Below are 17171 nucleotides of genomic sequence, written 5' to 3'. Positions count from 1 at the left end.
CATTAAAAAACGGTAGTCAGAGTTCTATCTGGCTACCGTTTTTTATTGTGCTATAAGCTAAATGACGACTAAGGAGGTTATTACCATTTCTTCTTGGGTTGGAACAACATGTCTAAATCATCGTCATCACTTTTGTTTTGTTTAGGTGAGCTAGGTCCAGCACTTTTTTGAGCTCCCATTATTTCATCAAGTAGTTGCTTGGCTTCATCAACTTTACGGCTAATAAACGGATCATTAGGAGTTTGAGCCTTAATTAAATGTAAGGTTGATAATGCTTTTGTGACCATTTGTTTGCTTGATCCATACTGTTTCATGTAACAAGCTGCACGAGCACGGGTAATCATTGATTCAACATTAATTCGTTGTTGTAAACTGTCAATGCGGCTTTCTTCAGTGCTGAATATCGCTGGGTCTACCTTACCTTTATTGTGTTCTGCTCGTAATATCGCTTTGAGTTTTTTAAGGGTTCTGACTAACTCAAGTACTTGTTTATCGTTATCTGGTAAGCGGAAATTTTCAACCGGTGGAACTTGAGGTGGACTACCTGCTAGGGTATTTATTTGTGCAGTTAAATCACTTAGGCGTCGTTGATAATCCGCTAAAATTTGGCCAGAAGCAAATGTCATTGACTGTTGAATAGCATCCTGAATACGCTTATACAGGACCAAAATAATATGACTTGAACATGATGCAATCCCAGTGTTAGCTAACACTGCTTCAGTTTCATCAATGATGGCTTTTTGGCGAGCGATTTCTTGTCTGCGCTCAGCTTCTGCACGTTCTTTTTGCTGCTGCACTATGCTGTAGCCAATAATCAGCAGTAATAAGGCACCAATAAGCAGTAGGATAAAAATAAGGGACATAGGGTTTCCATCTTGTCGTAATAGATACTTATGCTATGAGATTTTACGGCACAGGTATCATTAACTTTATTATATAATTTACTGTTAAATCTAAATTACCCATATATTAGCGTAAGTTCACCGGACTGTCGTTGAAAAATAAGTCCTTTTGTTTATTAATATGCGCTTTTTCACATCAATATGGTTATCGATTAGTTGTTTGCTTGAGCTCAATTCCTTGTGCTTTATAAATCAATATTAAATTCTTCAAGCAGACATTATGAGTCGTTTTCACTTGTCATATATTCCAAATTACATTACATTTTATGTTAAGTATAACGTTTGGTTATACTTGGTGGCCTGAAATCGGCTAATAAAATTCTAGGTATACTTTTAAAAACTGCAAGGATATTTGCCGTGAAGCTACAACAATTAAGATATATTGCCGAAGTGGTTAAACATAATTTAAATGTGTCAGCAACGGCTGAAAACCTCTATACATCGCAACCTGGGATCAGTAAGCAGGTTAGAATGCTAGAAGATGAGTTGGGCATTCAAATATTTGGCAGAAGCGGTAAGCATTTAACTCATGTTACGCCTGCAGGTCAGCAAGTTATTGAAATCGCCAATGATATTTTGGGTAAAGTTGAAAGTATTAAAAAAGTCTCTGAAGAATATACCAAGCCTAATCAGGGTGAGCTAAATATTGCGACAACCGATACGCAGGCGCGGTATGCTTTACCTAATATTATTCAGGAGTTTATTAAACGATACCCAAAAGTTAACTTGCATATGCATCAAGGGACACCTAGCCAGATTAGTGAGCAGGCGGCGCGAGGCGATGCTGACTTTGCTATTGCAACAGAAGCGATGCATTTATACAGTGACTTAATTATGTTGCCTTGTTATCACTGGAATCGCTCTATTGTTGTTGCCAGAAATCATCCACTGGCCAAAATGGTTAAACCGAGTATTGAAGAACTCGCTAAATATCCATTAGTAACTTATGTATTTGGTTTCGATAAGGCTTCTGAAATTGAAAAATCATTTAACCGTGCAGGTCTAGACCCTAGGGTTGTGTTTAGTGCTACCAGTGCCGATGTACTTAAAACTTATGTCCGTTTAGGGTTAGGGGTTGGAGTGATAGCGTCTATGGCTATTGATGCCAATATTGATAAAGATCTTGTTGCCATTGATGCGAGCCACTTATTTGCCCATAGCACTACAAAAATTGGTTTTAGACGAGGCAGTTTCTTACGGGGTTACATGTACGACTTTATCTTACATTTTGCACCACATTTAACGCGTTCAGTGGTTGAGCAAGCCGTTGGTTTAAGAGACCAACAGTTAATTGATGAAATGTTTGCCGATATGGAATTACCAATAAAATAATGGCTAACCCAAAAAAAATCTCGCCAAGGCGAGATTTTTTATTGGGTTAATTAACAAATGCCTTAATCAGGAGCGTAGCCATTAATACCAATAAGTTGACCATCTAAGAAAGCCTGATTATTTTGTAAAGCCAAACGACCTAAACTAAACCATTTTACAACTAGCGGATAAATAGCATGCTCTTGTTCGTGAACTCTAGCCGCTAAAATAGTCGCATCATCGTCTTGGTATACAGGCACTTTGGCTTGTAAAATTACTGGTCCAGCGTCGAGTTCTGGAATGACAAAATGTACGCTTGCACCGTGCTCAGAGTCTTGAGCATCAATAGCGCGCTGATGTGTATTTAACCCTGGATATTTGGGTAATAGTGACGGATGAATATTAATCATTTTACCTAAGTAACGATTAACAAAATCATCAGTTAAAATTCTCATAAATCCAGCTAATACAATAAGATCAGGCTGATACTTTTCAACAGCATCAATCAATCTTGCATCATATTCGGCGCGCGACTCATCTTTATGAACAATAACACAGCTAGTATCCACTTCGCTGTAATGAGCACGAGTCAGACCATAAGCATCAGGTTTATTGCTAATGACGCCTACCACTTCGGCTTGTAGATTGTCATCACAACTATCTAAAATTGCCTGTAAGTTAGAACCGTTACCAGAAATTAATACCACGATGCGGCAGGTTGCAGACATTAGATAATCTCCACTTGCTCTTCATCAGCAGAGCGGTTAGCAATTTCACCAATCAACCATGCATTCTCGCCTTCAGCATTTAATAACGCTAAAGCAGAATCTACTTTATCACTTGGTAATGCGATAACCATGCCTACACCACAGTTAAAGGTAAGGTACATTTCACGTTGTGCAATGTTGCCATTTTCCATTAACCAGTCAAATACCACAGGCCATTCCCAAGAATCACCTTTAACGACGGCTTTGCAGTCTTCTGGTAATACGCGAGGGATGTTTTCCCAGAAGCCACCACCCGTGATATGCGCCATAGCATGTACTTCTGTTTGCTCTAATAATTTAAGTAAAGATTTTACATAAATTTTAGTTGGCTCAAGTAAATGGTTAATTAATGGCTTACCTGCAAGGTCTTGTAATGGATCAGCACCGCTGACTTCTAAAACTTTACGAATTAATGAATAGCCATTTGAGTGTGGGCCAGATGAAGCTAATGCTATAAGAGAGTCGCCAGCTTTAACTTTCGTGCCATCAATGATGTTTTCTTTTTCAGCAACACCAACACAAAAACCAGCTAAATCGTAATCTTCGCCTTCGTACATTCCTGGCATTTCAGCGGTTTCACCACCAATTAATGCACAACCTGATTGGAAGCAGCCTTCAGCAATACCGTTAACAACAGAGGTTGCGGTATCAACATCTAACTTGCCAGTGGCATAGTAATCTAAGAAGAATAGTGGCTCAGCGCCAGATACGATTAAATCATTTACACACATGGCAACAAGGTCAACACCCACAGTGTCATGTTTTTTATGGTCGATAGCTAAGCGAAGTTTTGTACCAACTCCGTCAGTACCAGAAACCAAAACAGGGTGTTTGTATTTAGTTGGTAGTTCACATAATGCGCCGAAGCCCCCTAGGTTGCCCAAAACTTCAGGGCGACGGGTGCGTTTTACGGCAGATTTAATGTTATTAACTAACGCGTTACCTGCATCAATATCAACGCCGGCGTCTTTGTAACTTAAAGGTGTAGGAGTGCTCACGGAGGATCCTCTCGGGTACATCGTTTTAGGGATTTTATGCGGCGGTATTCTATCAGCTTGTGATGCTACTCGAAAGCGGTGATTTTGTTTTATCCGCTATATAAAACATCTAATTGGTCGATTTTTATTGGCTTAGCTCACGATTTACTGCTTTTGTAAAACTTTATGTTTTATAGATAGGATAAATGCACTAACATTTATTAAATTTGGCTATAAATATTCAAAGCTGGGAGAGAGAAATGAAAATAGTAGAAGTAAAACATCCTTTAATTCGTCATAAAGTTGGCTTAATGCGTGAAGCCGATATTAGTACTAAACGTTTTCGTGAACTTGCTACTGAAGTTGGCTCTTTATTAACTTATGAAGCGACCGCAGACTTTGAAATTGAAAGAGTGACCATTAATGGCTGGAATGGTCCAGTTGAAGTTGACCAGATTAAAGGTAAAAAAGTTACCGTAGTCCCCATTCTACGTGCGGGCTTAGGCATGATGGATGGTGTTCTTGAGCATATTCCGAGTGCGCGTATTTCTGTCGTGGGAATTTATCGTGATGAAGAAACCCTTGAGCCTGTGCCTTACTTTGAAAAGTTAGTTAGCAATGTTGAAGAGCGTATCGCATTAGTCGTTGACCCAATGTTAGCCACAGGTGGCTCAATGATTTCAACTATCGATTTATTAAAAGAGCGCGGTTGCACTTCAATTAAAGCATTGGTGTTGGTAGCCGCACCTGAAGGCATTAAAGCGTTAGAAGAAGCTCATCCAGATATTGAATTATATACAGCAGCCATTGATGATTGCTTAAATGAGCAAGGTTATATTTTACCAGGCTTAGGCGATGCTGGTGATAAGATTTTTGGTACCAAATAGCCAAAGATTTTAAGGATGAAATTACCGTATTAATAAAAAATGGGAGCTTTTTAGCTCCCATTTTTGTATCAGTAAGATTATGAAGCGGCTACAACACCATTGCAGCTAACCAACCAAAGCCAAGTAGGGGTAGGTTGTAGTGAACAAATGTTGGGATCACACTGTCGCGAATATGGTCATGTTGGCCATCAACATTCAAACCTGCCGTTGGGCCTAAGGTTGAATCTGAAGCAGGAGAACCAGCATCACCCAGCGCGGCAGCAGTACCGACTAAAGCAATGGTTGCCGGAACTGAAAAGCCGAAACTTAATGCAAGTGGCACATAAATAGTGGCAATAATTGGGATAGTTGAGAATGAAGAACCAATTCCCATGGTAATTAATAAACCCACAATCAGCATTAACATGGCTGCAAGCGCTTTATTGTCACCGATGATATCGCCCAATGAAGTGACGAGGGTGTTCACTTCACCCGTTGATTTAACAACCGCAGCAAAACCGGCGGCGGCAATCATAATAAAACCAATGTTCGCCATCATGTGAACACCTTGATTAAACAAGTCTTGGCCTACATTTTGTTTGATGATGCCTGAAAATCTAAAAATAATAAAACCGGTTAACGCACCAAAAATCATCGAGTCTGTTTGTAGTTGCACCACTAAGGTGGACACAATCGCGACCAGAGAAATGATGATACTTTTCTTATTAATTCCACTATCTGTAATGTCTTGATTAGCTTCAGCAGCAATGACTTTATATTCTCTTGGTTTACGATAAGTTATAAAAATGGCAACCAATAAGCCAGAAACCATACCTAAAGCAGGTAACAGCATAGCTTGTGGTACTTGAGCATGTACCGCCTCTAAGCCATTGTTGTTCAAGTTCGCTAATAAGATGTCATTTAAAAATATGCCACCAAATCCTATTGGTAAAATCATATAAGTAGTGACAAGACCGAAAGTTAAGATACACGCTATCAGGCGTCTATCAATTTTTAATGCAGAAATAACATGCAATAAAGGTGGAATTAAAATAGGAATAAAGGCGATATGAATGGGTAAAATATTTTGAGATGAAACCGCCATAGCTAAAATAGCAATGAGTAAAGTCCAACGAACAACGTTGGTATTGGTGCTATTGGGTTCTTTACCCAGCTTTTTGATGATTGAGTGTGAGATATAGGTGGTTAACCCAGAATGAGAAAGTGCCGCAGCAAATGCGCCAAGCAAGGCATAACTCAATGCTATTTGCGCCCCCCCACCTAGGCCATCATTAAAAGATGCAATGGTTTGGTGTATATCAAGTCCACCCACTAATCCGGCAACTAACGCACTTATCGTTAATGCGATAACCACATTTATTCGAGCAAAACTTAATGCAAGCATTAAGCAAACAGCAATAACAACAGCATTCATATTCTTGTAATTTCTTTTTGTAATACAGTAAAACGTTTATTTATGACTTGTATTCACAGACTTGTCCAGCAAAGCATCGACTTTTGACTATATTATTGGCAATTGTGAGCAGGGTTTAGCTTACATGTATTTATGAATGTGAATATTCTGTTTGAGATGGCTAACAAGACAGTTAATTGGCTCTAGTTATCCAGTGATTAACCTATTTATTACTTATCTTCTGTATAAACAAGAAATAGCACAAAAGTAGCAAATAAAGATGAGGGCCAAAACAAGCAACTCTAGTTATTCCGACAAGAACCCGTCATTCAAGTAATAACCCCGTCATTCCGGTAATTAACCCGTCATTCCGGTAAAGCTTTTGTACCGGAATCTATTGTTATTCGTTTACAGAGGAAAGCAGATCCTCGATAAAAGATCTCGAGGATGACGGTTTGGGGTTCGACGATGGCGGTTTTTAGGCTTGAGAATGATTATTGATGAGTTTGTTGATGTTAATTAACCCCGTTATTCCGGCTATAACGTCGTCATTACGATAATAACCAACTCTAGTTATTCCGACAAGCTCCCGTCATTCAAGTCATAACCCCGTCATTCCGGTAAAGCTTTTGAGCCGGAATCTATTGTTATTCGCTTAAAGAGGAAAGCAGATCCTCGATAAAAGATCTCGAGGATGACGGTTTGTGGGTTCGACGATGGTGGTTTTTAGGTTTGAGGATGATTATTGATGAGTTTGTTGATGTTAATTAACCCCGTTATTCAAGTAATAACCTCGTCATTCCAGCAAAGCTTTTGAGCCGGAATCTATTGTTATTCGCTTAAAGAGGAAAGCAGATCCTCGATAAAAGATCTCGAGGATGACGGTTTGTGGATTCGACGATGGCGGTTTGGGGTTCGACGATGGCGGTTTGGGGTTCGACGATGGTGGCTGTGGATTCGAGGATGATGGTTTTTAGGCTTGAGGATGATTATTGATGAGTTTGTTGATGTTAATTAACCCCGTCATTCAAGTAATAACCCCGTCATTCAAGTAATAACCCCGTCATTCCGGTAAAGCTTTTGAGCCGGAATCTATTGTTATTCGTTTACAGAGGAAAGCAGATCCTCGATAAAAGATCTCGAGGATGACGGTTGTGGGTTCGACGATGGCGGTTTTTAGGCTTGAGGATGGCGGTTTTTGGGTTCGTCGATGGTGGATGTGGGCTCGGTAAATATACAAATTTCGGCTAGAGCAAAGCGGCATGATGGCTTAACTCTCAAAAAATGTTGCCTTTTTAGACAGGTAAAATATTTTTCATTCAAAACCTCTTATCTATGTCACAAATAAAGGGTATGGTATAGCACATTGCGTTAAAGCATAGTCTATGTTTTAACTTTGGAATTTATTAAAGCCATTAATGGAGATATAAAATGAGCGTATTAGTAGGTCGTCCTGCCCCTGATTTTACTGCGGCTGCGGTATTAGGTTCTGGTGAAATTGTTGATAACTTTAACCTTGCAACTGCAATTAAAGGTAAGCCAACAGTTATCTTTTTCTATCCTTTAGATTTCACTTTTGTATGCCCATCTGAGCTTATTGCTTTTGACCACCGCATGGAAGAGTTCACTAAGCGTGGTGTTGAAGTTATTGGTGTGTCTATTGACTCACAATTCACTCATAACGCATGGCGTAACACTCCAGTAGAGAAGGGTGGTATTGGCCAAGTTAAATATACTCTTGTTGCTGACGTGAAACATGAAATTTGTAAAGCGTATGACGTTGAGCATCCAGAAGCGGGCGTTGCTTTCCGTGGTTCTTTCTTAGTAGACAAAGAAGGTCAAGTACGTCACCAAGTTGTGAATGACTTACCACTAGGTCGTAACGTTGATGAAATGCTACGTATGATCGACGCACTTCAATTCCACGAAGAGCACGGTGAAGTATGTCCAGCGGGTTGGTCTAAAGGTGATGAAGGTATGACTGCAAGCACTGACGGTGTTGCTGCTTACTTAAAAGACAATTCTGACAAACTATAATTATTAGTTTTGTAATAAAAAAGCTGCCAAGGGCAGCTTTTTTTATGCGTGATATTTGAATCGTCTTTATTCCGATTCTTCTGACTCAGACTCTGAAGGTGCAAGCGGCCAGCCGCCTAATTGCTTCCAACGATTGACGATATAACAAAATAACTCTGCAGTGCGTTCGGTATCATATAAGGCAGAATGTGCTTCTTTATTATCAAATTCAATGCCCGCCATTTTACAGGCTTTGGCTAATACCGTATGGCCAATGGCTAAACCAGCTAAAGAGGCGGTATCAAAACTGGCAAAGGGATGAAAAGGCGAGCGTTTCAAGTTATTACGTTCAATACACTGATTGACGAAGCCTAAATCAAATGCTGCATTGTGAGCCACAACAATACTTCTGTGACAGTCTGCTGCTTTTTGTGCCTTTTTCACTTCCTTGAAAATTTCTAAAAAAGCACTTTTCTCATCTACTGCGCCTCGTAAAGGGTTAGATGGATCAATTCCATTAAAAGCAAGGGCTTCAGGTTCTAGGTTGGCACCTTCAAATGGCTCTATATGATAATGAAGTGTTTTATCAATATGAAGCACACCATTGTCGTCCATTTTTAACATTGTGACCGCTATTTCTAATAATGCATCGGTTTTAGCATTAAAGCCTGCGGTTTCAACGTCAATCACCACTGGATAATAACCGCGGAAACGATGCTTAAATTTATTGCTATCACAAATGTCGCTCATGTAATTCAGTTACCTTGTCTATCATAATTATTGCTGTGGGGAATGAGGTGCAAACAATGGTCACAGCCTTTTGCGGGGTATTATACCCAAACTGAATTAAGATGCTCGTTTGAGTGGTAAAAATTGTTTAAGAAATCTAATTGCTCGCCGATAGTATGGAAGTAATGTAATTAAAGGGTGATGTTATGTGGCTAAAAATAGTCTTTATTTCAAGTTTATGCATTTGTGCTAGTGCTAATGCTGATTTGCGCCATTATATTGCGACTTTAGAAAATTCATCTTGGCAAGTGGGTGAAAATAGCCCGATAGAATGTAGACTTGAGCATGATATTCCAGATTATGGTAAAGCAGTATTTACCAGTCGAGCAGGCAAAGAGTTAAACCTATTATTTACCCTAGATATGTGGGCCAAACCTGATGCGGTAACGGACGCTAAATTGATCAGCCGTGCCCCTAAATGGCGTCCTGGAGATGCAGCTAAACAAATCACCTCATTAAGTTACCAAAAGCAATTTAATGGTGAAGTACCTAAAAAAGCGGCCTGGACGATGTTGAATGAATTGAGCCAAGGTCGAGAACCGACATTTTATTATGCTGATTGGTATGATGACAGCCATAAAGTAGCTGTGGGTATTTCTGCCGCTAACTTTGGTAGTAAGTATCGTGAGTTTCGCTCTTGCTTAGCAAACCTATTACCCTATAGCTTTGAAGATATTGCTTTTACAGTATTAAATTATAAAGAGGGCGGTACAGAATTAACACGCTTCTCAAAATATCAGCTTAAAAAGGTGCAAGAGTATCTTTCTTATGACCAAGACGTAGAGCTTGTTGTGGTTAATGCTTATACCGATAGTTATGGTGGCCGCAGTATTAATCAACGGGTGTCTGATAAGCGAGCTGATTCAGTTAAAGATTTACTGGTTGCCAGTGGAATATCGATGGATCGTATTATTACTGAAGGGCATGGTGAAAAACGACATGTATCTGGAAATGACCTTGCCGCAGAGAGACAGGTTAATAGAAGAGTTGTGATTAAAATAACTAAGCCAATTTAAAGAATTATTCTCACATAGCCTGACATTGTTCAGGCTTTTTTATGGCACAAAGCAAAAAAAAGCCCACTCAAATTGAGTGGGCCAAATAATTTGCAATCAACAAATTGAAGGAAGGAAGTCAAGCATAAGAACTGGAATAGACTAAAGTTAAATAACTCTAATCTGAAGTTCATTGTTTTCTACATCAAATCGATGTGTCCCGAAAACAAGGCTATAATAGATTTAATACTCTAAACGCACAAACTAGAAAAATTTCGATAAAGCATTAGTTTTTCTAATCCTTTATTGGGTGGGGTTAATCATATATTATTGGTAAATGACTATTTACACTGGTTTACAGCCAATATCCTACCACTTGCTGCATAAATATTCGGATAAGCTGCATTGTTGGTAGGTTGCATTTGTTAATAAAAAGAGTCTTTGGTATTTTAGCTTTTGAATTTACCAGAAAATATATAAAAAATTTTTGTTCCCAGTTTAAGATTCTCAGCTTAGTCCTCATTTAAGTCCTCATTTAAGTTATCGCTTTAGTGTTAAATATGCCTAGCACGCATTGTGTTTGAAATGATGATATCAATGCGGTGAGTTTTTTGGGTGTCGTCAAAGACAAGAAGCTGAATGCGGCCCTTTAGACGCTTTGTTAGCATTTAAAACCCAGTTAAAGCTTATTAAATAAACAACTTTTCGCATTGGATTTGTCATGTTTTAACTCATAAAACATTAATAAATCTTCATCTTGATATCAATTAGGCTTATAAATGACATTTTTGCGATTTTTAAGCTGAAATTGGTCATTATTTCATAATGAGGGTGATTCACAACGTGCCTTGTACTCGGTATAGTAAGCCAACTTTTATTCATAAAATTAAAACGCACAATGACATTTAATTGGCCTATTACTGTTTATTATGAAGACACCGATGCTGGTGGTGTTGTGTATCATTCAAATTATCTTAATTTTTTTGAGCGAGCACGCACTCAATGGTTAAAAGCAATGGGTGTGAGTCAAATAACATTATTAGGTGACGATATTGCTTTTGTGGTGAAACATGCTGAATTAGATTTTCGCCAAGCGGCAAGATTCGAACAGGACTTAATTGTTGAGTCGCGTATTGTGTTATTAAAAAAAGCATCAATGGTATTTCATCAGCAACTGATAGATGAATCGGGAACCTGTTATTGTGACGCGACAGTCACTGTAGCCTGTATATCTTTATCAAAAATGCGCCCAAGAGCCATCCCACAAAATATAGTTCAGGAGTTTAATCGTGCACGCTGACATTTCTTTTATTGGATTGTTTTTACAAGCCAGTGTTTTAGTAAAGCTAGTTATGTTGACTTTATTAGGATTGTCCATAGCATCATGGGCGGTCATTCTTCAGCGTCGAAAATTGCTAACATCAGCAAGAGTACGCTCAGCAAAGTTTGAAGATACTTTTTGGTCAGGTGTTGACTTAAATCGTCTTTATAAAGAGTTGTCGGTCAGAGGTGATAACAATGGTGGTCTTGAGGCGATGTTTGTTGCTGGCTTTAAAGAGTACTCTCGTCTGATTAAAGTGAATAGTAAATCACCTGAAGCAGTTATGGATGGCACCTCTAGAGCCATGCGTGTGAGCTTATCAAGAGAGCTAGAAAAATTAGAAAATAACCTACCTTTATTAGCGACTATCGGTTCAACGAGTCCATATATTGGTTTGTTTGGTACGGTTTGGGGGATTATGAACTCCTTTATTGCCTTAGGTGCGGTTGAAAATGCCACTTTAGCGATGGTCGCGCCGGGTATTGCCGAAGCCTTGATTGCTACCGCAATGGGATTGTTTGCGGCTATTCCGTCTGTTATTGCCTATAACCGCTTTGCGACTCAAGTTGAAAAGTTAGAGTCAGCTTATGCCAACTTTATGGAAGAGTTTTCAAATATTTTGCAACGCCAAGCTTATAGCGACAAGGAAGCGGTGTAATGTATCAACGTAAGCGTCGCAGACCTATAGCAGAAATTAATGTAGTGCCTTACATTGACGTCATGTTAGTGCTGTTAATCATCTTTATGGTGACTGCACCCATTGTGTCTCAAGGCGTCAAAGTTGAGTTACCACAAGGTAAAGCTGAAACGTTACCTCCAGAAAGTAAGCCACCCATAGTGGCTTCTATTGATGCGGCAGGTGACTACTACTTAAACGTCGGCAGTGGTTCAAACAATGAACCTTTAGATTTGGAAGAAGTGTCTATTCAGGTGGGCGCGATGATTCAACTCGAGCCTGAAAGGCCTGTTGTTGTTAAAGCCGATAGAAGTATTGCTTATGAAAGCGTGATTCAACTTATGGTTAGCTTACAGCAAGCGGGTGTGCCTGCTGTTGGGCTAATGACAGATTCACCCAAGGAGAAATAGGTGGCTAGTCAATCAGATCTTAAAATCCCGTTAGCGATTTCAGCTGGTGTGCATATAGGGGCGATTGTCATTTTAGCTTTAGGCGTGAGTTTTGATGACAAACCAAAGCCTACGCCACAAGCCGCTAGTGCTCCGGCTATTCAAGCTGTGGTCGTTGACCAACAACGGATTAATGATCATGTTGAGAAGTTAAAAAAGCAAAAGCAAGATGCCGAGAATAAAGAAAAGGCGCGTCAAGCTGAGCTTGAACGTCAAGCAAATGAGGCTAGAAAAGCTCGTGAACAAGAACAGCAAAGAATTAAGAATCTTGAAATTCAGCGCAAACAAAAAGAATTAGAAACTCAAAAAGCAAATGAAGCAGCAAAAGCGGCTAAAATTAAACAGCAGCAAGAGAAAGAGCGTGCTCAGCAAGCTGAAAAGCTCAGAAAGCAAAAAGAACAAGAACGTATAGCTGCTGAAGAGGCTGCGAAAAAAGCAGCGGAAAAACGTAGGCAAGAAGAAGCTGCGGCTAAAAAGGCTGAAGAAGAACGCAAACGTAAAGCGGAAGAAGAACGTAAGCGCAAACAGCGTGAAGCAGAAAAAGCGCGTCAAGAGCAAGAAATGGCTGATGCGTTAGCCGCGGAGCAAGCAGCCTTGTCGCAAACACGTAATAAACAAGTTTTATCAGAAGTCGGTCGTTTTACTGCAATGATCAGAGCCACTATTCAACGTAACCTTGTGGTTGATGAGAATATGCGGGGTAAAAATTGTCGAGTATTTATTCGTTTAGCTCCGGATGGATTAGTGATATCGAGCCAAACACTTGAAGGTGATCAAGTTGTTTGTCGAGCTGCTAAAGCGGCCATCAACAAAGCGGGTCGTTTACCTGTGTCTAACGAACCCGATGTTTACAACAAATTAAAAGAAATTAATTTATTAGTATCACCCGAATTCAATTAGTATTTTATTGAGTTACCGATATTAAATAATGCATTAAAAGCGAAGTTTGTGCGAAGGAGTCTCATGAAAAAGTTGGTTAAATGGTTTGTGTTAGTCAGTGTGGTATTAACAATGCCTGCACGCGCAGCATTAGATATTGTGATTACAGAAGGGGTTGATCAAGCCAGGCCTATCGCGGTTGTCCCGTTTGTTTGGCAAGGTGAGGGCGCTATTCCTGAGTCTATTTCTGACGTGGTCATGTCAGATTTAAGCCGCAGTGGTACATTTCAACCGTTAGACACTCGCTCATTACCACAGGGCAATATTAGTGATGTTAATCAATTTAAAGTGGATAGCTGGTCAAGTGTGGTTGCTGATGCTGTTATTGTCGGTTCGGTAAAACCGTATGGCGCAGATCAATTTTTAGTGACATTCGAGTTAATTGATATTGTTAAGGCTCAACTTCAAGCAGGTAAAGGACCAGTTAATGCGAGTGAATTATTACTTGAAAGCCGTGAAACTGTAATCTCAGCAAGCCAATTTAGACAATATGCACATCGTATCAGTGACGTTGTGTACGAAAAACTTACTGGCATTCGTGGAGCCTTTTTAACGCGTATTGCCTACGTAGTTGTAAAGCAAGGTGAAAAGTCTCCTTATCATTTAATGATTTCTGATTATGACGGTTATAACGAGCAAATGCTTTTACGCTCTCCTGAGCCATTAATGTCGCCAACATGGTCTCCAGACGGCCGTCGCTTAGCCTATGTGAGCTTTGAAAACCGTAAAGCAGAAATATTTGTTCAAGATATCTACACTCAAGCGCGAACTAAGGTCAGTAGTTTTGATGGTATTAATGGTGCACCGGCATTTTCACCTGATGGGAAAAAGCTGGCCGTGACGTTATCTAAAGATGGTCAACCTGAAATCTATACCATTGATATTGCAACCAAAGCGATTAAGCGAGTGACAGACCATTATGCTATTGATACAGAGGCATCATGGTTCCCTGATGGCAAGTCTCTGTTGTTTACCTCTGAAAGAGGTGGTAGACCGCAGTTATATAAAGTTGATTTGGATACAAACAAAGTCACCCGAATGACTTTTGAAGGCGAATGGAATTTAGGGGGCTCTATTACTCCTGATGGTCGCAGCATGATCTTTGTCAATCGTACTAACGGAAACTTTAATATTGCTAGAATGGATTTGGCGACGCGCTTTATGCAAGTGTTATCATCAACTCGTTTAGATGAATCACCCAGCGTTGCTCCAAATGGCACTATGGTTATCTACGGTACTACGCATCAAGGTAAACAAGTTCTTGCCGCTGTTTCAACAGATGGACGCTTCAAGGCTAGGTTACCAGTAGGACAAGGCGAGGTTAAATCACCCGCTTGGTCTCCATTTCTATAATTTAAGAAAGAATAAGGAATTAACATGAATCTGAATAAGTTGTTCAAAGCTATGGTAGTTGCAGTTCCCCTATTGGCACTGGGTGCTTGTAGCTCAACTTCAGACTCTGAAACTGATGCCAGTGGTTCATCAACTAACGGTTCTACCACTAGCGGTCAATATGAAAATGGCGGTGTTGTAACAGGTGGGGCAGCAGAAGTATTGAGTCCTGCTGAGCAAAAGCGTTTAAAAGAACAAGAATTACGTCGCCAAAATATTATTTATTTCGACTTTGACCGTAGTGAGCTGCAAAGTGAAAATGCTGAAATATTAATGGCACACGGTAACTACTTAGTTGAACACCCAAATGTACGTGTTTTAATTGAAGGCCATGCTGATGAACGTGGTACTCCAGAGTACAATATTGCACTGGGTGAGCGACGTGCGAAAGCCATTGCAAAATACTTACAAGGCATGGGTGTTCAACCTAGCCAAATGAGCATTGTTAGTTATGGTGAAGAGAAACCATTAGATTTCTCTCGTACTGATGAAGGTTTTGCTAAAAACCGTCGTGGTGTTCTAGTTTATTAAGTTTACAGTCAAGGACGGCCAGTTTATCACTGGCCAATTTAGGAGTGAATAATGAAACGAGCCGTATTAATTACGGCAATGTTCTTAGGTGCAGGTACAGCAGTTGCTGCGCCTGCTCCCGTTGAGGATGTTGCAGGTGGTTCAAGTGATGAGCGTGTTGCGCGTTTAGAACGAATTATAAAAGCTAAACAGCAAAGCGAGTTTGATACTCAACGCCGCTTAGATGCATTGCAAAAAGAAGTGCTTGATTTACGGGGTATTACTGAGCAGCAAAACTATCAACTGAATCAGATGTTGGAACGTCAACGTCAGCTTTATGAAGAAATTGCCAATCTATCGACCAAAGCTGCAGTTCCTGTTGCCTCGACTGAAAATTCAGTCACTACGGATGTTGCAGCAACATCTAGCTTAGGTGAAACAGGCAGTTATGAAGCGGCTGTGAATCTAGTGCTCAAAGAGCGCAAATACGATGAAGCGATTCCGGCATTTCGTAATTTTATTAAACAATATCCGCAATCTAGCTTTGCAGCCAATGCTAACTATTGGTTAGGGCAGCTATTATTTAATAAAGGTGAGAATGCAGAAGCTAAAAAAGCTTTTAATACGGTTGTGGTTGATTTTGCTGATTCCAATAAACGTGGTGATAGCTTGGTTAAGTTAGGCATGATTGCTGAGAAAGATAATAATCAGACAGAAGCAAAAGCGTTCTATAATAAAGTACTAAAAGAATATCCAAATAGTGCTTCAGCGCGTTTAGCACAACAACAGTTGTCCGCTTTATAGTTGCAATAAAGTCAAAAAACAGCCTCTTAGGCTGTTTTTCATGCAAACAACAAGAAATTAGAAATTTGGACTTGCATGACAAAATGAAAACGGTATTATAGGCGCCCTCAGAACAGCACAGCTGTTTTGAGAAAGAATTTAACTCAAATATTGATTTGAATTCTGCGTTAGCAATAACGTTTGGGTCGTTAGTTCAGTCGGTCTTGAAACATAGACAGTTGGCTTTTGTTCCAGTTAACCATTTACGGTTAATAAAATTAAGATGGGTCGTTAGCTCAGTCGGTAGAGCAGTTGGCTTTTAACCAATTGGTCGAAGGTTCGAATCCTTCACGACCCACCACTTTCTTAAATAGTGGCTAAAGAATTTAAGTTTTATCTAAGATGGGTCGTTAGCTCAGTCGGTAGAGCAGTTGGCTTTTAACCAATTGGTCGAAGGTTCGAATCCTTCACGACCCACCACTTTCTTAAATAGTGGTTAAAGAATTTAAGGTTTATAGATTTTTCTATAATGGGTCGTTAGCTCAGTCGGTCTTGAAACATAGACAGTTGGCTTTTGTTCCAGCCTAATCTGTAAGGTTAGCAAAACTAAGATGGGTCGTTAGCTCAGTCGGTAGAGCAGTTGGCTTTTAACCAATTGGTCGAAGGTTCGAATCCTTCACGACCCACCACTTTATTAAATAGTGGCTAAAGAATTTAAGGTTTATAGATTTTTCTATAATGGGTCGTTAGCTCAGTCGGTCTTGAAACATAGACAGTTGGCTTTTGTTCCAGCCTAATTATTAAGATTAGCAAAACTAAGATGGGTCGTTAGCTCAGTCGGTAGAGCAGTTGGCTTTTAACCAATTGGTCGAAGGTTCGAATCCTTCACGACCCACCACTTTCTTAAATAGTGGCTAAAGAATTTAAGGTTTATAGATTTTTCTATAATGGGTCGTTAGCTCAGTCGGTCTTGAAACATAGACAGTTGGCTTTTGTTCCAGTCTAATCTGTAAGGTTAGCAAAACCAAGATGGGTCGTTAGCTCAGTCGGTAGAGCAGTTGGCT

16 protein-coding genes and 4 tRNA genes are annotated in these 17171 nt (G+C 39.8%); 15 read left to right on the top strand and 5 right to left on the bottom strand.

Annotated features, from left to right (window positions below; translation table 11 throughout):
* Positions 1-80 precede the first annotated feature (80 nt).
* Positions 81-863: a hypothetical protein gene (locus L2672_RS16555; RefSeq protein WP_248996957.1), complete on the bottom strand. Its 783-nt coding sequence runs from the start codon at positions 861-863 to the stop codon at positions 81-83.
* Between the two features lie 396 nt (positions 864-1259).
* Between L2672_RS16555 and cysB the strand changes: the two genes are divergently transcribed.
* Positions 1260-2234, top strand: coding sequence for an HTH-type transcriptional regulator CysB (cysB, locus tag L2672_RS16550; protein WP_248996956.1), 975 nt, complete (start codon positions 1260-1262; stop codon positions 2232-2234).
* 62 nt (positions 2235-2296) lie between these two features.
* On the opposite strand, the gene purN is transcribed toward cysB, so the two are convergent.
* The gene (gene purN / locus L2672_RS16545) at positions 2297-2941 is read right to left on the bottom strand and encodes a phosphoribosylglycinamide formyltransferase (RefSeq protein WP_248996955.1); all 645 of its coding nucleotides are present in this window, start codon (positions 2939-2941) and stop codon (positions 2297-2299) included.
* Positions 2941-3978: a phosphoribosylformylglycinamidine cyclo-ligase gene (purM, locus tag L2672_RS16540; RefSeq protein WP_248996954.1), complete on the bottom strand. Its 1038-nt coding sequence runs from the start codon at positions 3976-3978 to the stop codon at positions 2941-2943. Before purM ends, purN begins: the two co-directional genes overlap by 1 nt.
* A gap of 239 nt (positions 3979-4217) precedes the next feature.
* On the opposite strand from purM, the gene upp reads away from it, so the two are divergent.
* On the top strand, positions 4218-4844 hold the full coding sequence (upp, locus tag L2672_RS16535; RefSeq protein ID WP_248996953.1) for a uracil phosphoribosyltransferase: 627 nt from the start codon (positions 4218-4220) through the stop codon (positions 4842-4844).
* An 88-nt stretch (positions 4845-4932) separates the two neighbouring features.
* On the opposite strand, the gene L2672_RS16530 is transcribed toward upp, so the two are convergent.
* Positions 4933-6258 carry a Na+/H+ antiporter family protein gene (locus tag L2672_RS16530; protein ID WP_248996952.1) on the bottom strand — a complete coding sequence of 442 codons (1326 nt, stop codon included), beginning with the start codon at positions 6256-6258 and terminating at the stop codon, positions 4933-4935.
* A 1410-nt stretch (positions 6259-7668) separates the two neighbouring features.
* Between L2672_RS16530 and L2672_RS16525 the strand changes: the two genes are divergently transcribed.
* On the top strand, positions 7669-8274 hold the full coding sequence (locus L2672_RS16525) for a peroxiredoxin (protein ID WP_248996951.1): 606 nt from the start codon (positions 7669-7671) through the stop codon (positions 8272-8274).
* A gap of 66 nt (positions 8275-8340) precedes the next feature.
* Here L2672_RS16525 and rnt read toward each other — a convergent pair whose 3' ends face one another.
* Positions 8341-9003, bottom strand: coding sequence for a ribonuclease T (gene rnt / locus L2672_RS16520; protein ID WP_248996950.1), 663 nt, complete (start codon positions 9001-9003; stop codon positions 8341-8343).
* Between the two features lie 185 nt (positions 9004-9188).
* Between rnt and L2672_RS16515 the strand changes: the two genes are divergently transcribed.
* From L2672_RS16515 to L2672_RS16460, 12 genes are all read left to right on the top strand, one after another.
* On the top strand, positions 9189-10058 hold the full coding sequence (locus L2672_RS16515) for a flagellar protein MotY (protein ID WP_248996949.1): 870 nt from the start codon (positions 9189-9191) through the stop codon (positions 10056-10058).
* Positions 10059-10935: 877 nt separating this feature from the next.
* Positions 10936-11337 carry a tol-pal system-associated acyl-CoA thioesterase gene (gene ybgC, locus L2672_RS16510; RefSeq protein ID WP_248996948.1) on the top strand — a complete coding sequence of 134 codons (402 nt, stop codon included), beginning with the start codon at positions 10936-10938 and terminating at the stop codon, positions 11335-11337.
* Positions 11327-12016 (top strand): protein TolQ, encoded by a 690-nt coding sequence (gene tolQ, locus L2672_RS16505; protein ID WP_248996947.1) that lies wholly within the window; start codon positions 11327-11329, stop codon positions 12014-12016. Before ybgC ends, tolQ begins: the two co-directional genes overlap by 11 nt.
* Positions 12016-12444, top strand: coding sequence for a protein TolR (gene tolR, locus L2672_RS16500; protein ID WP_248996946.1), 429 nt, complete (start codon positions 12016-12018; stop codon positions 12442-12444). Before tolQ ends, tolR begins: the two co-directional genes overlap by 1 nt.
* A complete protein-coding gene (gene tolA, locus L2672_RS16495; RefSeq protein WP_248996945.1) occupies positions 12445-13383 on the top strand; it encodes a cell envelope integrity protein TolA in 939 nt (312 codons plus the stop codon).
* 63 nt (positions 13384-13446) lie between these two features.
* Complete coding sequence (gene tolB, locus L2672_RS16490; RefSeq protein ID WP_248996944.1) at positions 13447-14775, top strand: Tol-Pal system beta propeller repeat protein TolB; 1329 nt, start codon at positions 13447-13449, stop codon at positions 14773-14775.
* A 24-nt stretch (positions 14776-14799) separates the two neighbouring features.
* Entirely contained in the window at positions 14800-15345 is a 546-nt protein-coding gene (gene pal, locus L2672_RS16485; protein ID WP_248996943.1) for a peptidoglycan-associated lipoprotein Pal, read from the top strand.
* A gap of 51 nt (positions 15346-15396) precedes the next feature.
* On the top strand, positions 15397-16128 hold the full coding sequence (ybgF, locus tag L2672_RS16480; RefSeq protein WP_248996942.1) for a tol-pal system protein YbgF: 732 nt from the start codon (positions 15397-15399) through the stop codon (positions 16126-16128).
* Positions 16129-16392: 264 nt separating this feature from the next.
* Positions 16393-16468 (top strand) — tRNA-Lys (locus L2672_RS16475).
* A 43-nt stretch (positions 16469-16511) separates the two neighbouring features.
* Positions 16512-16587, top strand: a tRNA-Lys gene (locus tag L2672_RS16470).
* Between the two features lie 133 nt (positions 16588-16720).
* Positions 16721-16796, top strand: a tRNA-Lys gene (locus L2672_RS16465).
* Between the two features lie 133 nt (positions 16797-16929).
* Positions 16930-17005, top strand: a tRNA-Lys gene (locus L2672_RS16460).
* The last annotated feature ends 166 nt before the right edge of the window (positions 17006-17171 follow it).

This window comes from Shewanella gaetbuli (assembly GCF_023284065.1).
GTDB classification, from domain to species: Bacteria; Pseudomonadota; Gammaproteobacteria; order Enterobacterales; family Shewanellaceae; genus Shewanella; species Shewanella gaetbuli.
Note: the sequence above shows the minus strand (reverse complement) of the source record. Positions and strands in the feature narration are given on the sequence as shown.

Bases quoted from the DNA above. Each gene is read 5' to 3' on its own strand.
- L2672_RS16555 (WP_248996957.1), bottom strand. From the start codon at position 863: ATGTCCCTTATTTTTATCCTACTGCTTATTGGTGCCTTATTACTGCTG.
- purN (WP_248996955.1), bottom strand. From the start codon at position 2,941: ATGTCTGCAACCTGCCGCATCGTGGTATTAATTTCTGGTAACGGTTCT.
- upp (WP_248996953.1), top strand. From the start codon at position 4,218: ATGAAAATAGTAGAAGTAAAACATCCTTTAATTCGTCATAAAGTTGGC.
- L2672_RS16530 (WP_248996952.1), bottom strand. From the start codon at position 6,258: ATGAATGCTGTTGTTATTGCTGTTTGCTTAATGCTTGCATTAAGTTTT.
- L2672_RS16525 (WP_248996951.1), top strand. From the start codon at position 7,669: ATGAGCGTATTAGTAGGTCGTCCTGCCCCTGATTTTACTGCGGCTGCG.
- rnt (WP_248996950.1), bottom strand. From the start codon at position 9,003: ATGAGCGACATTTGTGATAGCAATAAATTTAAGCATCGTTTCCGCGGT.
- L2672_RS16515 (WP_248996949.1), top strand. From the start codon at position 9,189: ATGTGGCTAAAAATAGTCTTTATTTCAAGTTTATGCATTTGTGCTAGT.
- ybgC (WP_248996948.1), top strand. From the start codon at position 10,936: ATGACATTTAATTGGCCTATTACTGTTTATTATGAAGACACCGATGCT.
- tolR (WP_248996946.1), top strand. From the start codon at position 12,016: ATGTATCAACGTAAGCGTCGCAGACCTATAGCAGAAATTAATGTAGTG.
- tolB (WP_248996944.1), top strand. From the start codon at position 13,447: ATGAAAAAGTTGGTTAAATGGTTTGTGTTAGTCAGTGTGGTATTAACA.
- pal (WP_248996943.1), top strand. From the start codon at position 14,800: ATGAATCTGAATAAGTTGTTCAAAGCTATGGTAGTTGCAGTTCCCCTA.
- ybgF (WP_248996942.1), top strand. From the start codon at position 15,397: ATGAAACGAGCCGTATTAATTACGGCAATGTTCTTAGGTGCAGGTACA.